The following is an 18,488-nucleotide window of genomic DNA, read 5'->3' as shown; positions in this document are numbered from 1 at the left end:
CGATCATCGTGTCAGTGACCTCCCCCGCGAACGTGCGGTGAAACACCTGTCCGCAAGACCGTCCGCGGCTCTGACACCATGGCATGTGTGAGCTTTCCCTATGACGCCCCCGACGCCCCAGTTTCGCAGACGCTTTTCGACCGCGCGTCCCTCGTGACGCCCGGTGGCGTGAACTCTCCGGTCCGCGCCTTCCGGGCCGTGGGCGGTACGCCCCGCTTCATGGTCTCCGGTGCCGGTCCGTACCTCACCGATGCCGACGGTCGTGAGTATGTCGACCTCGTGTGCTCGTGGGGACCGATGATTCTCGGCCATTCCCACCCCGACGTCATCGCCGCCGTGCAGGAGGCCGTCGCCCGCGGCACCTCCTTCGGTACGCCCGGCGAGGGCGAGGTGGCGCTCGCCGAGGAGATCGTGGCCCGGGTCGAGCCCGTGGAGCAGGTGCGGCTCGTGTCGTCCGGCACCGAGGCGACCATGTCCGCGATCCGTCTCGCCCGCGGCTTCACCGGCCGGACGAAGATCGTGAAGTTCGCCGGCTGCTACCACGGTCACGTCGACGCGCTGCTCGTCGCCGCCGGGTCCGGCCTGGCGACCTTCGGCCTGCCGGACACGCCGGGAGTCACCGGCGCCCAGGCCGGCGACACGATCGTGCTGCCGTACAACGACCTGGAGGCCGTGCGGGCCGCCTTCGCCGCGCAGCCCGGTGAGATCGCCTGTGTGATCACCGAGGCGTCGCCGGGCAACATGGGCGTCGTACCGCCGCTGGACGGTTTCAACGCCGGGCTCAAGGAGATCTGCGCCGCCGACGGGGCGCTGTACATCTCCGACGAGGTCATGACCGGGTTCCGTACGTCGAAGGCCGGCTGGTTCGGCATCGACGGGGTGCGGCCGGACCTGATGACCTTCGGCAAGGTCATGGGCGGCGGCTTCCCGGCCGCGGCGTTCGGCGGCCGTGCCGACGTGATGGCGCACCTGGCGCCCGTCGGCCCCGTCTACCAGGCGGGCACCCTCTCCGGTAACCCGGTCGCCACCGCCGCCGGTCTCGCCCAGTTGCGCCTGCTGGACGACGCCGCGTACGCGAAGGTCGACGCGGTGTCCGCGGAGATCCGCGGGCTGGTGAGCCAGGCCCTGGACAAGGAGGGCGTCGCGCACACCGTGCAGGCGGCGAGCAACATGTTCTCCGTCTTCTTCACGGACGGACCGGTGCGCGACTACGACGACGCGAAGCAGCAGGAAGCTTTCCGCTTCACCGCGTTCTTCCACTCGATGCTGGCGCAGGGTGTCTACCTCCCGCCGTCCGCGTTCGAGTCGTGGTTCGTCTCCACCGCCCACGACAGCCGGGCCGTCGAGCGCATCGCCGCCGCGCTGCCCGCCGCAGCCCGCGCCGCATCGGAGGCCACCGCATGAGCGAGACCAGCAGCAACACCGGACGCGAGGACATCACCGTCGTCCACCTGATGCGCCACGGAGAGGTGCACAACCCGGAGGGCGTGCTGTACGGGCGCCGGTCCGGCTACCACCTCTCGGAACTCGGCCGGCAGATGGCCGACCGGGTCGCCGAGCACCTGGACAAGCGCGACATCACGCATGTCGTCGCCTCCCCGCTGGAGCGGGCCCAGGAGACGGCGACGCCGATCGCCAAGACGCACGGCCTGGACCTGGCCACCGACGAGCGGCTGATCGAGGCCGCCAACGTCTTCGAGGGCAAGACCTTCGGCGTGGGCGACGGGGCGCTGCGCAAGCCGGACAACTGGAAGCACCTGACGAACCCGTTCCGGCCGTCGTGGGGTGAGCCGTACGTCGAGCAGGTCGTACGGATGATGGGCGCGCTGGACGCGGCGCGTGACGCGGCGCGGGGGCACGAGGCGGTGTGCGTCAGCCACCAGCTGCCGATCTGGATCGTCCGCAGCTTCGTGGAGCGGCGGCGGCTGTGGCACGACCCGCGCAAGCGCCAGTGCACGCTCGCCTCGCTGACCAGCTTCACGTACCAGGGCGACAAGATCGTGTCGGTCGGGTATTCGGAGCCGGCGCGGGACCTGGTGCCGGCGCATCTGCTGGCGGGGGCCAAGCCGGTGAAGGGGGCGTCGAAGGGGTTCGGCGCGTAGCCGGCCCTCGGGCCGGGGGTCTCCCGGTTCGGGCCCGCCCCGGGTGCGCCGGGGTGGGGCCCGGATGCGGCCCGGTGGTCGTTTTGTCCTCAAGCGTGGGCCAACCGGGCGGAATCATGCCGTCCGGGGTTTTGGCCTGCCTTTTTTCGGGAGCTCCGGGATCGATCTTGCGTTCGGTCATGGCTGGGGTCTGGTTCCGTAAAGAATTGTGTGCTAATTCGGGGAACCCCCGTGTTGCTTCACCCATCTAAGCCTTTGCCAGTTTGTATGGACTTGAGGCAAAACGACCGCAGATGGGAACGGTATGCGCGACATCAGCCGAAGGGGTTTGCTGGGAGCCGGACTTGGGGCGGCGGCCGCCATCGGGGTGGCGGGCTGCAGTTCCTCCGGCTCCGATACGGGTCGGACCGCCGGGCCGGACAAGGGGGCCAAGGGCGAGAAGGGTGCCGACGGCGCGGTCAAGGGCAACGGGCCCGCGAAGAAGGACGTCCGCGCCATCGGAGACGGTTCCACCGCCGACACCGGCAAGCAGCCGCACCAGCCGTCCGCGCCCGTGCCGCTCGAACCCGGCCAGACGCCCCCGCAGTTCGTGATCTTTTCCTGGGACGGCGCCGGCGAGGTCGGCAACGGACTGTTCCCGCGTTTCCTGGAACTCGCCAAGGAACACGACGCGGCGATGACCTTCTTCCTCTCCGGGCTCTATCTGCTTCCCGAATCGAAGAAAACCCTCTACCGCCCGCCGGGCAACCCCATCGGCGCCTCCGACATCGGCTATCTCACCGACGGCCACATCAAGGAAACGCTCAAGAACGTGCGCCAGGCCTGGCTCGACGGCCATGAGATCGGCACGCACTTCAACGGGCATTTCTGTGCCGGGTCCGGATCCGTGGGCAACTGGTCGCCCTCCGAGTGGCAGAGCGAAATCGATCAGTCGATCTCCTTCGTCACGGAATGGCGCACCAACACCGGCTGGACCGACCTCGATCCGCTGCCTTTCGATTACCGCAAGGAACTCGTCGGCGGCCGCACCCCCTGTCTGCTCGGGCAGGACGATCTGCTGCCCACCGCGAAGAAGCTGGGCTGGCGCTACGACGCCAGTTCGCCCGGTGGCACCCAGGTGTGGCCCAGCAAGCGCATGAACGTGTGGGACCTGCCGCTCCAGGGGATCCCGTTCCCCGGGCACAGCTTCGAGGTCCTCTCCATGGACTACAACATCCTGGCCAACCAGTCGAAGAATTCGACCAAGGGAATGCCTTCCCGGTATCCGGGCTGGCGCGAGCAGGCCACCGAGTCGTACATCAGCGGTTTCCAGCGCGCGTACGAGTCCAACCGTGCGCCGTTCTACATCGGAAACCACTTCGAGGAGTGGAACGGCGGCATCTATATGGATGCGGTCGAGGACGCGCTCAAGCACATCGCGGGGAAGCCGGATGTGCGCCTCGTCTCCTTCCGGCAGTTCGTCGACTGGCTCGACGTCCAGGACCCGGCGGTGCTGGCGAAGCTTCGTACGCTGGAGGTCGGAGAGGCCCCCGAGGGCGGCTGGAACACGTTCTTTAAACAAGCCTGACAACGGGCTTTACGGGCACCGAGGGGGGTGCCCAAGATCCCCGAAACCGCCATGCGAAACTTTTCACATGAGCTATGGCCGCGCATCCCGACGCCGCTTCACCCTGCTCGCCGCCCCCGCGGCGGCCGTCGCGCTCGCACTGACGCTGACCGCCTGCGAGTCGGGCAACACGACCGGTGGCGGCGGCGACACCAACTTCGTCACGGGCAACAGCGGGATCGCCACCGCGGCCAAGGGCGAGCGCGCCGATGCTCCGAAGCTCGACGGCGAAGGCCTGGACGGCAAGCAGATCGACCTCGCCGACTACAAGGGCAAGGTCGTCGTCCTCAACGCCTGGGGCTCGTGGTGCGCCCCCTGCAGACTGGAAGCCAAGTACTTCACCAAGGTGGCCAAGGCCACCGAGGACCAGGGCGTCCAGTTCGTCGGCGTCAACACCCGCGACCCGGAGCGGGCTCAGGCGATCAGCTTCGAGAAGGACTTCGACGTCACCTACCCCAGCTTCTACGACCCGACCGGAAAGCTCCTGCTGCGCTTCCCCAAGGGCACGTTCAAGCTGCAGTCCATCCCGTCGACCGTCGTCATCGACCGCGAGGGGAAGCTGGCCGCCCGTTACGTGGGCCCGCTCGACGACAGCAAGCTGCGCGAGATGCTCGACCCCCTGATCGCGGAGAAGTGATCAGGTGATCACCCTCGCCGCCGCCACCCAGAACGAGACCGTCCTGAGCGGGGCCCTCCTGGTCGCCCTGCCCATCGCCCTGCTCGGCGGACTCGTCTCCTTCTTCTCCCCGTGCGTCCTGCCCCTCGTCCCCGGCTACCTCAGTTACGTCACCGGGGTCAGCGGCGCCGATCTGGCCGATGCCAGACGCGGGCGCATGGTCGCGGGCGCCTCCCTCTTCGTGGTCGGCTTCACCGCCGTGTTCGTCTCCGGGGGCGCGCTCTTCGGCTACTTCGGCGACACGCTCCAGGCGAACAGCGGACCGCTCACCAAGGTCCTCGGTGTGCTGATGATCCTCATGGGGGTCTTCTTCATGGGCCTGATGCCGTGGATGACCCAGCGGGAGTTCCGCATCCACAAGAAGCCGGTGACCGGCCTGGTGGGTGCCCCGCTGCTCGGAGCGCTCTTCGGGATCGGCTGGACGCCGTGCCTCGGCCCGACGCTCAGCTCGGTGAGCATCCTGGCGATGGACCAGGGCACCGCCGGACGCGGGGCCATACTGACCGTCGCCTACTGCCTCGGCCTGGGCATCCCGTTCGTGCTCGCCGCCGTCGCCTTCCGCAAGGCGCTCGGCGCGTTCGGCTGGGTCAAGCGCCACTACGCCTGGGTCATGCGCATCGGCGGCGGCATGATGATCGTGACCGGGCTGCTCCTGCTGACCGGCGCGTGGGGCAGCATGATGCAAGAACTGCAGGGCTGGTCTGCCGGCTTCACGGTGGGGATCTGAGTACCGATGAGCAACACCAAGTCCAACCCTCCTCAGGAGCGCGAGCGCCCCGATGAGCGGGAGGTGCGCGCGGAGCAGGACCGGGAGACCGCCCGGGAGCTCGGCGCCGCGGGCTCCCAGCTCTCCACCGCTCCGCGCGAGGAGGCCCTGGCGAACCTTCCCGCCATGGGCGTCATCGGCTGGGCACGCTGGTTCTGGCGTCAGCTGACCTCCATGCGGGTCGCGCTGATCCTGCTCTTCCTGCTGTCGCTCGGCGCCATCCCCGGCTCGCTGATTCCGCAGAACAGCGTCGACGAACTCAAGGTGCAGACCTTCAAGGGGCTCCACACCACCGTCACGCCGATCTACGAGAAGCTCCAGTTCTTCGACGTCTACAGCTCCGTGTGGTTCTCCGCGATCTACATCCTGCTGTTCGTCTCGCTCATCGGCTGCATCGTGCCGCGCACCGGCACGTTCATCGGCCAGCTGCGCAGCCGCCCGCCGGGCGCCCCCAGGCGCCTGACCCGGCTGCCCGCGTACACCACCTGGCGCACCGACGCCGAGCCCGAGCAGGTCCGCGAGGCCGCGCTCAGGATGATGCGCGGGCGCCGCTACCGGGCTCACGCGGCCGGGGACGCCGTCGCGGCCGAGAAGGGCTACCTGCGCGAGGCCGGGAACCTGATGTTCCACATCGCGCTCATCGTGATGCTGGTGGCGTTCGGCTGGGGACAGCTCTTCAAGTCCGAGGGTGCCAAGCTGATCGTCGAGGGCGACGGGTTCTCCAACACGATCACCCAGTACGACAACTTCAAGTCCGGCTCGCTCTTCGACGACGACTCGCTGGCCCCCTTCAGCTTCACCCTCGACGACTTCATCGGTACGTACGAGCGCAGCGGCCCGCAGATCGGCACGCCCCGGACGTACGAGGCCCGGGTGACGTACTCCGACGGCGCCTACGGCAAGCCGAAGAAGAAGGTCATCAAGGTCAACGAACCCCTCGTCGTCGACGGGACGAAGGTCTATCTCAACGCCCACGGCTACGCGCCCGTCATCTCCGTCAAGGACGGCAGGGGCAAGGAGGTCTACAAGGCCGCCGTGCCGCTGCTGCCCCTCGACAACAACGTCACCTCGTCCGGCGCGATCAAGGTGATGGACGGCTACCGCGACAAGAACGGCAAGAAGGACCAGCTGGGTTTCCAGGCCTTCTTCGTGCCGACCTTCGCCGGCGAGGGCAAGGGCACGATGTGGTCGCAGTTCCCGGCCGCCGACATGCCGGTCCTCGCGCTCAACGGCTACCACGGCTCGCTCGGCGTGGACTCCGGACTGGCGCAGAACGTGTACCAGCTCGACAAGTCCAAGATGACCGAGTTCAAGGACGCCGACGGCAAGCAGCTCAAGGAGCGGCTGCTCAAGGGCGAGACGATGACGCTGCCCGGCGGCGCCGGCTCCATCACCTTCGAGGGCCTCCAGGAGTGGGCGAGCTTCCAGATCTCGGAGCAGCCCGCCAGCGGCTGGGCGCTCACCGGAGCCATCGGCGCGATCGCCGGACTGGCCGGCTCGCTGTTCATCCAGCGGCGCCGGGTCTGGATCCGTGCCGTGCGCGGCGCCGACGGCGTCACGGTCGTCGAAATGGCGGGGCTCGGCCGCAGCGAGTCCGCGAAGCTTCCCGAGGAGCTGGCCGATCTCGCGGTCACGCTCAACGCCGAGGCGCCCACGGCGCCCGGCCCAGACACCGACCCCGACACCGATCCGGATTCCGGCACCCCCGCCGTCGCCGCGTCCTCCGCAGAGCCTTCCGAAGGGGCTGAGAAGTGAATCTCGCCGCCGCAACCAACGAGAACCTGGCACACACCAGCAATGTGCTGATCTATTCGTCGATGGCCGTCTACACCCTGGCCTTCTTCGCGCACATCGCGGAGTGGGTGTTCGGCTCCCGCAGCAAGGTCGGCCGCACCGCCGCCGAGCTGACCGCCGAACAGTCCACCGCCGGGACGGTGAAGGTCCAGGTCGCGCAGAAGGGCGGGACCACCGCCGTACTGGAGCGGCCGAAGGTCGTCACCCGTTCCGCGGCCGGATCGCGTGACGTACCGGACGGTCCCGGCGCCGCGGGCGGCACGTTCAAGGGCGACCTCTACGGGCGGATCGCGGTCTCCATGACCGTGCTCGCCTTCCTCGTCCAGGCCGGCGGGGTCGTCGCCCGCGCGATGTCCGTGCAGCGTGCCCCCTGGGGCAACATGTACGAGTTCTCCATCACCTTCTCCACGGTGGCGGTCGGCGCGTACCTGGCGCTGCTCGCCCTCAAGAAGAACGTCCGCTGGATGGGCCTGATCCTGATCACGGCCATCCTGCTGGACCTCGGGCTCGCGACCACGGTGCTCTACACCTCCAGTGACCAGCTGGTGCCCGCCCTGCACTCGTACTGGCTGTGGATCCACGTCTCGACGGCCATCATCTGCGGCGCGGTGTTCTTCATCGGGGGCATCGGCACCCTCATCTACCTCTTCCGCGACAGCTACGAGAGCAAGATCGCCAATGGGGGGGAGCCGGGCACGTTCGCCCATTCCGTCCTCTCCCGGATGCCGTCCGCGTCGACCCTCGACAAGTTCTCGTACCGGATCAACGCGGCGGTCTTCCCGCTGTGGACGTTCACGATCATCGCGGGCGCGATCTGGGCCGGTGACGCCTGGGGCCGCTACTGGGGCTGGGACCCCAAGGAGGTCTGGTCCTTCATCACCTGGGTCGCGTACGCCTGCTACCTGCACGCCCGCGCCACCGCAGGCTGGAAGGGCCGCAAGGCCGCCTACCTGGCGCTGATCGCCTTCGGCTGCTGGATCTTCAACTACTACGGCGTCAACATCTTCGTCACCGGCAAGCACTCCTACGCCGGCGTCTGAGCCCTGGGACCACGGCTGCCCGTTCCCGCTCCGGCGGGGGCGGGCAGCCGTTCTCGTAGCGCGCGTCAGGGTGCGGACGACGGGGGCAGACACTGCTCCTTCGGCGGCGCCCCCTCCGGCCACGCCAGCTCCGCGAACCGCTGATGCGGCGGGTCCGGTGCCAGTTCCACCACCGGTACGGCCTTGTTGTACGGGTTGCCGTGGTTGTCCAGGCAGATCCAGCCGCCGGCCCCCCGCACCCGCAGCGACCCCTTCACGCGGGGCCACTGGCCGCCCACGTCCTCCAGCCCCGGGAGCTGTTTCCCGTCCGTGGTCGCCCGCCGGATGCCCGCCACCGCGAGCGTCATCGCGTCATGGGCGATGATCACCTGCCCGTCGGTCAGGTCGTCGTGCGCGGTCGGCCCGATCGGGCCGACCGGCTTCTTCCCCACCTCGGCCAGCAGATCGGTGAACGCCCGGTAGTCCTCCGCCGAACCGCCCGTCGGCGTCTTCTTCCCCGCCGCCACCGCGGGCCAGGCGTCCGGGTGCGCCAGGGAGGCGTAGCGGACCGTCACCTTGCGCCGCAGGGCGTTGCGGTCGAGCTTCTTGTCGTCGCCCAGGTAGGAGCCCTCGTCGCCGGTGAGCACCGTGAAGCTCCGGCTCTGACAGCCGCGCGCCCCCAGCGCGTTGACGAACTGGCGGAGCTGCACATGACGCCCCGCGAAGAACACCGTCTCCGCGTCCGTGTCGCAGATGAGGTGGGTGATCTGCTCGAAGGTGTTGGCGGTGGTGCCCTCGTCGTACGGGTCCTTCCGCGAGGTGAACAGCTCCGGCTCGTACTTCGAGCCCTTCAGCAGCGTGCTGAACGCCGACTTCAGGGTGTCGGTGTAGTGGTCGCCACTGCGGGTGTCCTGCACGAGCAGCGCCCTGTCCGCCTTGACCTCGCCGAACGAGGCGAGGGCGCGGGCCTCGTCCCGGTTGGTCGGTGACACCCGGGCGAGGCCGGGGAACGGGTCGCCGGAGGGGCCGTTGGCGATGTCGTCGGCGGTGATCGTGGAGCCCACGACGGGGATGCCGGCCCCGGTCAGCTCCTTCACCGCCTCCTTGGCCTGGGTACTGCTGATCGCGACACCCGACACCGCGCGCAGCCGGTCCGGTGCCCCCGTCATCGTCACCAGCCGGTCCACCACCGGCCGCCACAGCAGGCTGTTGTTCCCGATGTTGGCGAGCACCACCCGGATCTGCGGGACCTGCCCGTTCGCGTGGTGGTTGGCCCGGTACTGTGCGGCGAACGCGCCCTGGAGCTCGTGCAGCACCTTCGTCCGCATCGACCCGTCGGTCGAGGTGAGCGGGAGCAGCAGCGCCACCGTCGCGTACTTCCCGGCCTTGAGCGAGCTGTTCTCCCGGCCGATCGCCGCGGCGACGGCGGTCAGCTGTGACTGCCCGAAGTCGTAGCCGCTCCCGGACACCCCGACGCACTCGTCGCTGCCCTGCGGACGGGCGACCCCCGCCGTGCAGGAACGGTCCTCGGGTGCGGTCAGGCGGTCCACTCCGTACCAGCCGGTCGTGATCAGCAGGGCGCCCACCACGACCGACGTGACGATCTTCTGCCGGGTCGTCCACCACAGGCGGTACCGCAACGGGTTACGCATCCGGGCCACCGCCCCCCGGGCCGAGCGCCGCGGCCCCGGCGGGTACGGGCGCCCCCGGTGGCATGGACAGCGCCCGCCAGTCCCGCAGGTCGCGCGGCCAGTGCGTCGCCGCGTCCCAGAGCACGGCGTGACCCGTCGGATGCCTGCCGGACAACTGCCGCAGCTCGTGCGCCATCTTGTCGATCACCTCTTCGTCGGGCAGGGCCAGCGGATCGGACAGCAGCCACACGGCGTGGAGCAACCGCCTCAGCTGCGACTGGAGTTCGGCGCCGCGCTCGTCGAGCCCAGCGAGTGCGGCCCGTTCGTCGTCGGAGGCGGCCGCCCGGCCCAGCGCGACGGCCCGCCGCGGGTCGGGGCCGGTGCTGCCGGGCGGGCGGGGGCAGGGGGCCGAGGCGATGAACCGCAGCGCGTCGAGCCAGCTCAGCACGTCGGGCCGGGCGAACCGCACCCGTAGATGCGTCACGCAGTCCTCCGTCGCGCCCAGCACCAGCTCCTGGTGCAGCCGGTGCGGTTCGCTCGGGCAGCTGCCCCCGGCGGCGTACGCCGAGCGCAGCGTCTCGTGCACCGCGCGCCACACCGCGTAGTACGGCGGATCGTCGTCCTGGAACCTCAGCCGGTGCAGCAGCAGCGACCGCAGCAGCGGATCGGCGACGAAGTGCTCCGGCCCCACCGGCCAGTCCTCCGCGCGCAGCGCGTCCCGCACCCGCAGGGCCACATCGCCGTCCAGCGACTCGCCGCGCAGCCGGGTCGTCGCCAGCAGCCGCGCCGAGTCCTCGCCGTGCGCCGCGGCCAGCACGCTCAGCACGTCCGGGCGCTGACCGGGCAGCAGCCGCTCCAGCAGCTCCTCGGCCACCCGGACCGGCGGCCGGTCCTCCCGCAGCTCCACCGTGCGCTCCAGCAGCGCACCCGGCACCAGGCCGCCCGGGTCGGGCGCCTCGCCCGCCGCCTGTGCCAGCAGGGCGACTCCGAGCGGCCGGCCGCCCGTCAGCCGGTGCACCCCGCGTGCGAGGCCCGCGGGGGTGCGGCCGTGCGGGTCGTGCCGGTCGAGCGCGGAGCGCACATGGCCGGCGTCCAGCGGGGTGAGGCCGACGGCCAGGATGCCGGACGTCACCTCCGTGCCCCGCGCCCAGTGCGAGGCGTGCGCCACCTCGGGCAGCCGCCGGCGCACCGCGTGGCTCAGCCCCGCGTGGTCGTGGACGCGCGAGGACGCGAACACCGCGATCTGGTCGCGGACCCCGGCCGCGCGCTGCCGCAGCAGCGGTTCGACGAGCTGCCGTCCGAGCACCGTGTGCGCGTTGTCGAGGAGGAGGACCGGTCGGCCCCGCCGGGCGCCGCGCCCCATGCCGCGGTAGGCCCGCATCAGGTCAGTGACCAGGGCCAGCACCAGATGGTCCTCGGCGCGGCGGCGCAGATCACCGCCCCGTTCGAAGTCGACCGCGAGCTGGCGCAGTCCGATGCGGCCGTTGCCGCCCGCGTGCGGATACGTTCCGTACCAGTCCGCCGAGCGCCGCTGGAACCGGCTGAACGTCTCCTCCAGCACCGTTTCCACGGTCGCCTCGGCCACCATCCCGGCCATCGGCGCCATCGAGTCGAACGCCCCGGCCGCCAGCTTCGTCAGCACCTTGGTGACCCAGCCGGTCGCGGTGTCGGCCCGGGTGTCGAGCGTCGCGAGCACCGGCCCGAGCGACTGCAGGTCACGCTGGGCCCGCGACTCGTCCTCCCGCCGCCAGGAGACCGAGGCGACCGCCACCAGCCCCAGGCTCAGGCGGGGGAACTGCACCGGCCGGGCGGCGTGCACCCGTGCCGTGAGCTGGGTGGCGAGCTCCGGCAGCACCCCCGTCACCGGTGTCCAGCCGGGCCCGGGGTCGGCGGGCGGCCGTACGGCCTCGCAGTCCACCAGCGCGACCGGGGTGATCTCCCGGTACAGGCTGCGCAGTTGCTTGAGCACGGCCGTCTTGCCCATGCCGCGGCCACCGGTCAGTACCGCGACCGGCGGGTCGTCACCGTGCTCGTGACCGGCTCGCCTGGCGCCGTGTGGAGTGAGCCCGGTCAGGCGCGCCGCAAGTCCGTCGTCACCGAAAATCGCCTCGCGCCCGTACAGCTCTCGCTCCACAGCACCCCCAGCGCCGCCGCCCACGACGGTCTGTCACACCGTCAACATCAGGATATCGGCAGGGTGTTGGAGGAAGGTGAAGATTTTCGAACGATCGTCACGGATCGGGGCACGGGGCGGGGCGCCCAGCGGGCTCAGTCTTCGCCGATGTCCTCGTTCCACAGCGCGGGGTGCTCCCGTACGAAACCGCGCATGAGGTCCACGCAGGCCGCGTCGTCGAGCAGCACGATCTCCACCCCGTGCCCGGCCAGCCAGTCGTGTCCGCCGCGGAAGGTCTCGGCCTCGCCGATCACGACCCGCGAAATCCCGAACTGCCGTACCAGGCCGGAGCAGTACCAGCACGGGGACAGCGTCGTCACCATCGTCGTGCCGCGGTACGAGCGCTGCCGGCCGGCGGCCCGGAAGGCGGCCGTCTCCGCGTGCGCCGACGGATCGCCGTCCTGCACCCGGCGGTTGCGGCCCCTGCCGAGCAGCGTGCCGTCCGCCCCGTACAGCGCGGCGCCGATGGGGACGCCGCCCTCGGCCAGGCCCGCGCGGGCCTCGCCGAGAGCGGTCGCCAGCCACGCCTCGTCGCGTCCGGACGGGCTCACGCGGGCATCGGGGTGTCCAGGACGGCCTTGCGGTGGCTGAAGGTCTCCAACGAGTACCGGCCGTGGTAACTCCCCATCCCGCTCTCGCCGACCCCGCCGAAGGGCAGGTCCGACACCGTGAGGTGGGCCAGCGGCAGCCCGATCCCGACCGCGCCCGATGAGGTCTCCGCGATCAGCCGCTCCCGTACGGCGTCCGCGTCGGTGAACGCGTACAGGGCCAGCGGCTTGTCGCGGTCGTTGATGAACGCGATCGCCTCGTCCAGTCCGCCGACCGTCACGATCGGGAGCACCGGCCCGAAGATCTCCTCCCGCATCACGGGCGCGTCCGGTGCCACGTCGGCCAGCACGGTCGGGGCGATGTACTTGCTGTCGCGGTCGTACGTCCCGCCCGTCACCGTGCGGCCCGAGCCGAGCAGGCCCGTCAGCCGGTCGAAGTGCCGGTGGTTCACGATCCGCCCGTACTCCGGGTGCGTCGAGGCGTCCGCCCCGAACAGGCCCTCGACCGCGGCGGCGAGCGCGTCCGCGAGGGCGGCGCCGGTCTCCGGGTCGGTCAGGACGTAGTCGGGGGCCACGCACGTCTGGCCCGCGTTCAGGAACTTTCCGGCCGCCAGTCGCCCCGCGACCGCCTTCAGGTCCGTGTCCCGGTCCACGAACACCGGGGACTTGCCGCCCAGTTCGAGCGTCACCGGGGTGAGGTGCTCCGCCGCGGCGGCCATCACGATCCGGCCCACCGTGCCGTTGCCGGTGTAGAAGATGTGGTCGAAGCGCTCGGCGAGCAGCGCGGTGGTCTCGGGGACCGCCCCCTCCACGACGGCGACCGCGTCCGTGTCCAGATAGCGCGGCAGCAGCCGCGCGACGGCGGCGGAGGTCGCGGGCGCCAGCTCGCTCGGCTTGACCACGACCGCGTTGCCCCCGGCCAGCGCGCCGGCGAGCGGGGCCAGCAGCAGTTGCACCGGGTAGTTCCACGGGGCGATGACGAGGACGACGCCGAGCGGGTCCTGCACGGTGTACGCCTGCGCCCCGCCCAGCGTGGCCGGTACGGGGGCGGGCTCGGGCCGCAGCCAGTCGGCCAGGTGCTCCAGCGTGTGGTCGATCTCGCGGATCGTGAAGTCGATCTCGGTGCGGTACGCCTCCTTGCGGCTCTTGCCGAGGTCGGCGTGGAGCGCGTCGGCGATCTCGTCCCCGCGCTCGGTGAGCAGGGCGCGCAGTTGCCGGAGCTGTCCCGTACGCCAGTCGAGGCCCTTGGTGCGGCCGGCGCGGAAGGTGGCGCGGAGGCGGCCGACGATCTCGGCCGGGGACTCGGCGGGGCGGGTGGTGTCGTCGACACCGGACGGTACGGAGGACATGGGGGTACTCCTTGCGGCGCGGGATGCGGGTGGGGCTCAGATGCGGGTGGGGCTTAGAACTTGATATGCTCAAGCAATTACTTCCATGTAACTGCCAACAGTTGAGCATGTCAAATAAATGTCGGCAGTCGCCGATCGAAGAATGGCCGACCATGACCACGGAACCGACGCCCCGCGCCGCCACTGCTCCGGACGATCGAGCCGCCCCCTCCCCGGAGGATCTCCTGGAGCCGCTGGCCCTCGTCGTCCGAGGTCACCACGACGACCTCACCGCCGTCGCCGCCCGTCACGGCCTGTCCACCTCGCAGGCGCGGGCGCTGATCGCGCTCAACGCGCCCATGCCGATGAGCGCGCTCGCCGCCCACCTGGTCTGCGACGCGTCCAACGCCACCGGCCTCGTCGGCCGCATGGAGACCCGTGGCCTGGTCCGCCGCACCCCGTCCCCCGACGACCGCCGCTCCAAGGTCGCGGCCCGCACCCCCGAGGGCACGGAGCTCGCCCGGACCATCCGCGCCGAGATGCGTGCCGTGCACGGCGCACTGGAAGCGCTCACCGCCGAGGAGCGCAGAGCACTGCTGCCCCTGCTCGAGAAGCTGGGGCAGCAGTTGTACGCGTGATCGGGTACCGGGCGTCCGGCGTCCGGTACCGGGTCAGGAGGCGGGCGGGGCCTCCGGGCCGCTCTCACGCCGCTTGAGCTCGTCCTCGCGGCGGCGCAGGTCCGCCTCCCAGTCCTTGAGGACCGTCTCGTCCTTCTCCTTAACGTCCTTTTCGCTGTCGTCCTTCAGCGACTTCAGGAAGTCGGGATTGTCGTCGGGTGCCACCCACCCCTGACGTCGGCCGGCCGGCCCCTGGCGCACCTTGCCCGCGGCCAGCCACACGATCGGGCCGACGATCCAGAACAGCAGGATGATGAAGACCCAGGCGACCTTCGGCAGGTGCTTGGCCTCGTCCTCCGGCGTGTTCAGGCAGTCGATGAACGCGTAGATCGTCAGTGCCAGAGGCAGGAGAAAGATCAGGGCCCGGAGCATGGTGGAAAGGTCCCCCCGAGGAGAGTTGGCGGGGCAGTGCACCGCCCCGGTGACGCGTCCAGCGTAGCCGGTGTCCTATACGTCCCCCTTGCGAGCGGTCCCGGGTGCGGTGCGGGACGGGGGTCCACGCGACCGTGACCGTGCGCTGTCGGCCCGGGGTGGCCGGCCCCCCCTGCGTCGCAGGGTCGCGTGTCTCGCGACCAACGCCCGTGCCGGGCGCCGCTGTTGGCGGGCCGTCACCTCCGGCGGGGCGACCCGGCTCCGGGGTGCGCGATCTCTTGACGGGTGCCCGGCCCTGAGTATGGTCTAGACCTGGGGCCGGAAAGGCCCTCCAGGTGAGCCCCGGTCGCCGTGCGCGACCGAGGGCGCGCGAAGGGATTGCGGGGCGGCGCCCCCCTCGCCACCGGCCGCACCCGTGTGTTCACCGTGACCGGTACGCAGCACGCCACGGGACCGCACCGGTGCGGGCGCGTCCTGATGCTGCCGTTGCCCTCGGCAGCCCCTTCAGCGAAGGAGTCGGCATGAACACCAAGCGAAGACTGGCCCTCGTGATCGGTGCGGGCATCGCCCCCCTGATCGCGGTGGCCCTTCCCGCCACCACCGCCAGTGCGCACGGATACGTGTCCTCGCCCCCCAGCCGCCAGGCCCAGTGCGCCGCGGGCGTCGTCGACTGCGGCCAGATCAAGTACGAGCCGCAGAGCGTCGAGGGCCCGAAGGGGCTGCAGAGCTGCAGCGGCGGTCACGCGGACTACGCCGAACTGGATGACAACAGCAAGAACTGGCAGGTGACGCCGGTCGGCAGCTCGGCCGACTTCTCCTGGCACCTGACCGCCCGGCACGCCACCAGCAACTGGCAGTACTTCGTCGGTGGCACCAAGGTGGCGCAGTTCAACGACGGCGGCGCCCAGCCCGGGGCCACGGTGACCCACCGGGTGGACTTCGGCGGCATCACCGGCCGGCAGAAGGTCCTCGCCGTCTGGAACATCTCCGACACGGCCAACGCGTTCTACGCCTGCGTCGACGTACAGATCGGCGGCGGTGGCGGCGACCCGGGCGACCCCGGTGACCCGGGGGACTGCGCGACGTCCGCCTGGGACGCCGGCCGGGTCTACAACGGCGGCGACACCGCCTCGCTGGGCGGCCACACCTGGCGCGCCAAGTGGTGGACGCAGGGCGAGCAGCCCGGCAGCACCGGCGAATGGGGCGTCTGGGAGGACCTCGGCACCTGCTGAGGCCGTCACACCGGCCCGGCCCCACGGGCCGCCTCTCCGCCGGATGCCGATATCCCGCGGAGAGGCACGGCCCGCCCCCGACGCGGGGAGCCCCGACTGCCGCCGTCAGACGGGATGACAGACTGGACGGCATGGCTTACGACGATCTTCGATCCCTCCTCCGGGCTCTGGAGCGCGAGGGCGAGCTCAAGCGCATCAAGGCCGAGGTCGACCCCCACCTGGAGGTCGGCGAGATCGTCGACCGGGTGAACAAGGCCGGCGGGCCCGCGCTGCTCTTCGAGAACGTCAAGGGGTCCTCGATGCCCCTGGCCATGAACGTCTTCGGGACCGACAAGCGCCTCCTCAAGGCGCTCGGGCTGAAGTCCTACACCGACATCAGCGACAAGATCGGCGGCCTGCTCAAGCCCGAGCTGCCGCACGGCTTCGTCGGCGTACGGGAGGCCTTCGGCAAGCTCGGCACCATGGTGCACGTGCCGCCGAAGAAGGTGAAGCCGGAGAACGCCCCCGTCCAGGAGGTCGTCCTCACCGGCGACGACGTGGACCTCGACCAGCTGCCCGCGCTCTTCACCTGGCCCAAGGACGGCGGCTCCTTCTTCAACCTGGGCCTCACCCACACCAAGCACCCCGAGACCGGCGTACGGAACCTGGGGCTCTACCGCCTCCAGCGCCACGACCGCCGCACCATCGGGATGCACTGGCAGATCCACAAGGACAGCCGCAACCACTACCAGGTCGCCGCCAAGCGCGGGGAGCGGCTGCCGGTCGCCATCGCCTTCGGCGCGCCGCCCGCGGTGACGTACGCCTCCACCGCACCGCTGCCCGGGGACATCGACGAGTACCTCTTCGCCGGCTTCATCCAGGGCAAGCGCATCGAGATGGTGGACTGCAAGACCGTCCCGCTCCAGGTCCCGGCCAACGCCGAGGTCGTCATCGAGGGGTGGCTGGAGCCCGGGGAGATGCTCCCCGAGGGCCCGTTCGGCGACCACACCGGCTTCTACACGCCGCAGGAACCGTTCCCCGCGCTGACCATCGACTGCGTCACCATGCGGAAGCGTCCGCTGCTCCAGTCCATCGTCGTGGGCCGGCCGCCGACCGAGGACGGTCCGCTGGGGCGGGCCACGGAGCGGTTCTTCCTGCCGCTGCTCAAGATCATCGTGCCGGACATCGTGGACTACCACCTGCCCGAGTCCGGTGGTTTCCACAACTGCGCGATCGTCTCGATCGACAAGAAGTACCCGAAGCACGCCCAGAAGGTGATGAGCGCGATCTGGGGCGCGCACATGATGTCGCTGACGAAGCTGATCGTCGTCGTGGACTCCGACTGCGACGTCCACGATCTGCACGAGGTCTCCTGGCGGGCACTCGGCAACACCGACTACGCGCGCGACCTCACCGTCGCCGAGGGGCCGGTCGACCACCTCGACCACGCCTCCTACCAGCAGTTCTGGGGCGGCAAGGCGGGCATCGACGCGACGAAGAAGTGGCCCGAGGAGGGCTACACCCGGGACGGGGGCTGGCCCGACATGGTCGAGTCCGACCCGGACACGGCGGCGAAGGTCGACCGCCGGTGGAAGGAATACGGACTGTGAGCGCCGCCGAAGCGACCCTGGGCTCCGGGCCCGCGCAACCCAGCAAGGTCAAGGCATTCCTGCGGCTCGTGATGATCGAGCACTCGGTCTTCGCGCTGCCCTTCGCGTACATCGCCGCCCTGACCGCGATGTTCCTGGACGACGGGTCGATCCAGTGGGTGACGCTGTTGCTGGTCACCGTCGCGATGGTCGGGCTGCGCACCTTCGCGATGGCCGCGAACCGGATCATCGACCGCGAGATCGACGCCCGTAACCCGCGCACCGCGACCCGCGAGCTGGTGACCGGTGCGGTCTCGGTGAAGTCGGCGTGGACGGGCGCGCTCGTCGCCGTCGTGGTGTTCCTCGGAGCGGCGGCCCTGCTGAACCCGCTCTGTCTGGCGCTGGCACCGATCGCCGTGATCCCGATGGTCGTCTACCCGTACGGCAAGCGGTTCACGAACTACCCGCACGCGATCCTCGGCATCGCCCAGGCCATGGGCCCGGTCGGTGCCTGGCTGGCGGTGACGGGTGACTGGTCGTGGGACGCGGTGATCCTGGGGCTGGCCGTCGGCGTCTGGATCGGCGGTTTCGACCTGATCTTCGCCTGCCAGGACGTGCAGGCGGACCGTGCCCACGGCGTGCTGTCCGTCCCGGCACGCTTCGGTATCCCGGCGGCGCTGTGGGGGGCGCGGGTCTGTCACGTGGTGACGACGGGCCTGCTGGTCTGGTTCGGTCTGGCCACGGAGGCCGGGCTCTTCTACTGGATCGGCATGGTGATCGTCGCCGTGGCGTTCGTGTACGAGCACCGGGTGGTGCGGCCGCACGACCTCTCGCGGCTCAACCGGGCGTTCTTCCAGGTCAACGGCTTCATCGGGATAGCGCTGTTCGTGTGCGCGCTGCTGGACCTGCTGGTGAGGGGCCTGACGGTGTAGTACCCGTTCCGGCTCCGAACTCCTGACGCGCCTGCGCCGCAGGGTGCCGGATAGGCTCAGGGGT

The 18,488-nt window shown here is 70.5% G+C and carries 16 protein-coding genes; 11 read left to right on the top strand and 5 right to left on the bottom strand.

The window, feature by feature from the left end; all coding sequences use genetic code 11:
* Positions 1–78: 78 nt before the first annotated feature.
* The 7 genes from hemL to ccsB all read left to right on the top strand — a co-directional run bounded on the left by hemL (position 79) and on the right by ccsB (position 7,984).
* A complete protein-coding gene (gene hemL / locus ACFYPA_RS27895; RefSeq protein WP_359085728.1) occupies positions 79–1,404 on the top strand; it encodes a glutamate-1-semialdehyde 2,1-aminomutase in 1,326 nt (441 codons plus the stop codon).
* Positions 1,401–2,102: a histidine phosphatase family protein gene (locus tag ACFYPA_RS27890; RefSeq protein WP_359315402.1), complete on the top strand. Its 702-nt coding sequence runs from the start codon at positions 1,401–1,403 to the stop codon at positions 2,100–2,102. Before hemL ends, ACFYPA_RS27890 begins: the two co-directional genes overlap by 4 nt.
* A 304-nt stretch (positions 2,103–2,406) precedes the next feature.
* Entirely contained in the window at positions 2,407–3,669 is a 1,263-nt protein-coding gene (locus ACFYPA_RS27885) for a hypothetical protein (RefSeq protein WP_359085730.1), read from the top strand.
* A 67-nt stretch (positions 3,670–3,736) separates the two neighbouring features.
* Positions 3,737–4,345, top strand: a complete 609-nt coding sequence (locus ACFYPA_RS27880; RefSeq protein WP_359085731.1) for a TlpA disulfide reductase family protein — start codon at positions 3,737–3,739, stop codon at positions 4,343–4,345.
* Positions 4,346–4,349: 4 nt separating this feature from the next.
* Complete coding sequence (locus ACFYPA_RS27875) at positions 4,350–5,111, top strand: cytochrome c biogenesis protein CcdA (protein ID WP_359085732.1); 762 nt, start codon at positions 4,350–4,352, stop codon at positions 5,109–5,111.
* Positions 5,112–5,117: 6 nt separating this feature from the next.
* Entirely contained in the window at positions 5,118–6,905 is a 1,788-nt protein-coding gene (locus ACFYPA_RS27870) for a cytochrome c biogenesis protein ResB (RefSeq protein WP_389134849.1), read from the top strand.
* Positions 6,902–7,984, top strand: a complete 1,083-nt coding sequence (ccsB, locus tag ACFYPA_RS27865; RefSeq protein WP_359085734.1) for a c-type cytochrome biogenesis protein CcsB — start codon at positions 6,902–6,904, stop codon at positions 7,982–7,984. The genes ACFYPA_RS27870 and ccsB overlap by 4 nt, the downstream gene beginning before the upstream one ends.
* Positions 7,985–8,049: 65 nt before the next feature.
* Here the strand turns inward: ccsB and ACFYPA_RS27860 are convergent, their stop codons facing one another.
* From ACFYPA_RS27860 to ACFYPA_RS27845, 4 genes are all read right to left on the bottom strand, one after another.
* Entirely contained in the window at positions 8,050–9,615 is a 1,566-nt protein-coding gene (locus ACFYPA_RS27860; protein WP_389134846.1) for an ABC transporter substrate-binding protein, read from the bottom strand.
* Positions 9,608–11,728 (bottom strand): hypothetical protein, encoded by a 2,121-nt coding sequence (locus tag ACFYPA_RS27855; protein ID WP_389134844.1) that lies wholly within the window; start codon positions 11,726–11,728, stop codon positions 9,608–9,610. Before ACFYPA_RS27855 ends, ACFYPA_RS27860 begins: the two co-directional genes overlap by 8 nt.
* 134 nt (positions 11,729–11,862) lie before the next feature.
* Positions 11,863–12,318, bottom strand: coding sequence for a nucleoside deaminase (locus ACFYPA_RS27850; protein WP_359085737.1), 456 nt, complete (start codon positions 12,316–12,318; stop codon positions 11,863–11,865).
* Positions 12,315–13,664 carry an aldehyde dehydrogenase family protein gene (locus ACFYPA_RS27845; protein WP_389134843.1) on the bottom strand — a complete coding sequence of 450 codons (1,350 nt, stop codon included), beginning with the start codon at positions 13,662–13,664 and terminating at the stop codon, positions 12,315–12,317. The genes ACFYPA_RS27850 and ACFYPA_RS27845 overlap by 4 nt, the downstream gene beginning before the upstream one ends.
* Before the next feature lie 152 nt (positions 13,665–13,816).
* Between ACFYPA_RS27845 and ACFYPA_RS27840 the strand changes: the two genes are divergently transcribed.
* On the top strand, positions 13,817–14,281 hold the full coding sequence (locus tag ACFYPA_RS27840; RefSeq protein WP_389134841.1) for a MarR family winged helix-turn-helix transcriptional regulator: 465 nt from the start codon (positions 13,817–13,819) through the stop codon (positions 14,279–14,281).
* A 33-nt stretch (positions 14,282–14,314) separates the two neighbouring features.
* Here ACFYPA_RS27840 and ACFYPA_RS27835 read toward each other — a convergent pair whose 3' ends face one another.
* Positions 14,315–14,692 (bottom strand): PLD nuclease N-terminal domain-containing protein, encoded by a 378-nt coding sequence (locus tag ACFYPA_RS27835; RefSeq protein WP_359315392.1) that lies wholly within the window; start codon positions 14,690–14,692, stop codon positions 14,315–14,317.
* Positions 14,693–15,213: 521 nt separating this feature from the next.
* Here ACFYPA_RS27835 and ACFYPA_RS27830 point away from each other — a divergent pair.
* The 3 genes from ACFYPA_RS27830 (at position 15,214) to mqnP (ending at position 18,424) form a co-directional block, all read left to right on the top strand.
* The gene (locus ACFYPA_RS27830; protein ID WP_389134838.1) at positions 15,214–15,924 is read left to right on the top strand and encodes a lytic polysaccharide monooxygenase; all 711 of its coding nucleotides are present in this window, start codon (positions 15,214–15,216) and stop codon (positions 15,922–15,924) included.
* A gap of 131 nt (positions 15,925–16,055) precedes the next feature.
* Positions 16,056–17,513: a menaquinone biosynthesis decarboxylase gene (locus ACFYPA_RS27825; protein ID WP_359085741.1), complete on the top strand. Its 1,458-nt coding sequence runs from the start codon at positions 16,056–16,058 to the stop codon at positions 17,511–17,513.
* On the top strand, positions 17,510–18,424 hold the full coding sequence (gene mqnP, locus ACFYPA_RS27820) for a menaquinone biosynthesis prenyltransferase MqnP (RefSeq protein WP_359085742.1): 915 nt from the start codon (positions 17,510–17,512) through the stop codon (positions 18,422–18,424). The genes ACFYPA_RS27825 and mqnP overlap by 4 nt, the downstream gene beginning before the upstream one ends.
* The last annotated feature ends 64 nt before the right edge of the window (positions 18,425–18,488 follow it).

The organism is Streptomyces sp. NPDC005775 (genome assembly GCF_042871565.1).
GTDB lineage: Bacteria > Actinomycetota > Actinomycetes > Streptomycetales > Streptomycetaceae > Streptomyces.
Note: the sequence above shows the minus strand (reverse complement) of the source record. Positions and strands in the feature narration are given on the sequence as shown.

What these genes read in the sequence shown, in the direction of transcription:
- ACFYPA_RS27880 (WP_359085731.1), top strand. Translation starts at nt 3,737, where the DNA reads ATGAGCTATGGCCGCGCATCCCGACGCCGCTTCACCCTGCTCGCCGCC.
- ACFYPA_RS27860 (WP_389134846.1), bottom strand. Translation starts at nt 9,615, where the DNA reads ATGCGTAACCCGTTGCGGTACCGCCTGTGGTGGACGACCCGGCAGAAG.
- ACFYPA_RS27835 (WP_359315392.1), bottom strand. Translation starts at nt 14,692, where the DNA reads ATGCTCCGGGCCCTGATCTTTCTCCTGCCTCTGGCACTGACGATCTAC.
- ACFYPA_RS27885 (WP_359085730.1), top strand. Translation starts at nt 2,407, where the DNA reads ATGCGCGACATCAGCCGAAGGGGTTTGCTGGGAGCCGGACTTGGGGCG.
- ACFYPA_RS27825 (WP_359085741.1), top strand. Translation starts at nt 16,056, where the DNA reads ATGGCTTACGACGATCTTCGATCCCTCCTCCGGGCTCTGGAGCGCGAG.
- ACFYPA_RS27845 (WP_389134843.1), bottom strand. Translation starts at nt 13,664, where the DNA reads ATGTCCTCCGTACCGTCCGGTGTCGACGACACCACCCGCCCCGCCGAG.
- ACFYPA_RS27840 (WP_389134841.1), top strand. Translation starts at nt 13,817, where the DNA reads ATGACCACGGAACCGACGCCCCGCGCCGCCACTGCTCCGGACGATCGA.
- ACFYPA_RS27890 (WP_359315402.1), top strand. Translation starts at nt 1,401, where the DNA reads ATGAGCGAGACCAGCAGCAACACCGGACGCGAGGACATCACCGTCGTC.
- ACFYPA_RS27830 (WP_389134838.1), top strand. Translation starts at nt 15,214, where the DNA reads ATGAACACCAAGCGAAGACTGGCCCTCGTGATCGGTGCGGGCATCGCC.
- ACFYPA_RS27870 (WP_389134849.1), top strand. Translation starts at nt 5,118, where the DNA reads ATGAGCAACACCAAGTCCAACCCTCCTCAGGAGCGCGAGCGCCCCGAT.
- hemL (WP_359085728.1), top strand. Translation starts at nt 79, where the DNA reads ATGGCATGTGTGAGCTTTCCCTATGACGCCCCCGACGCCCCAGTTTCG.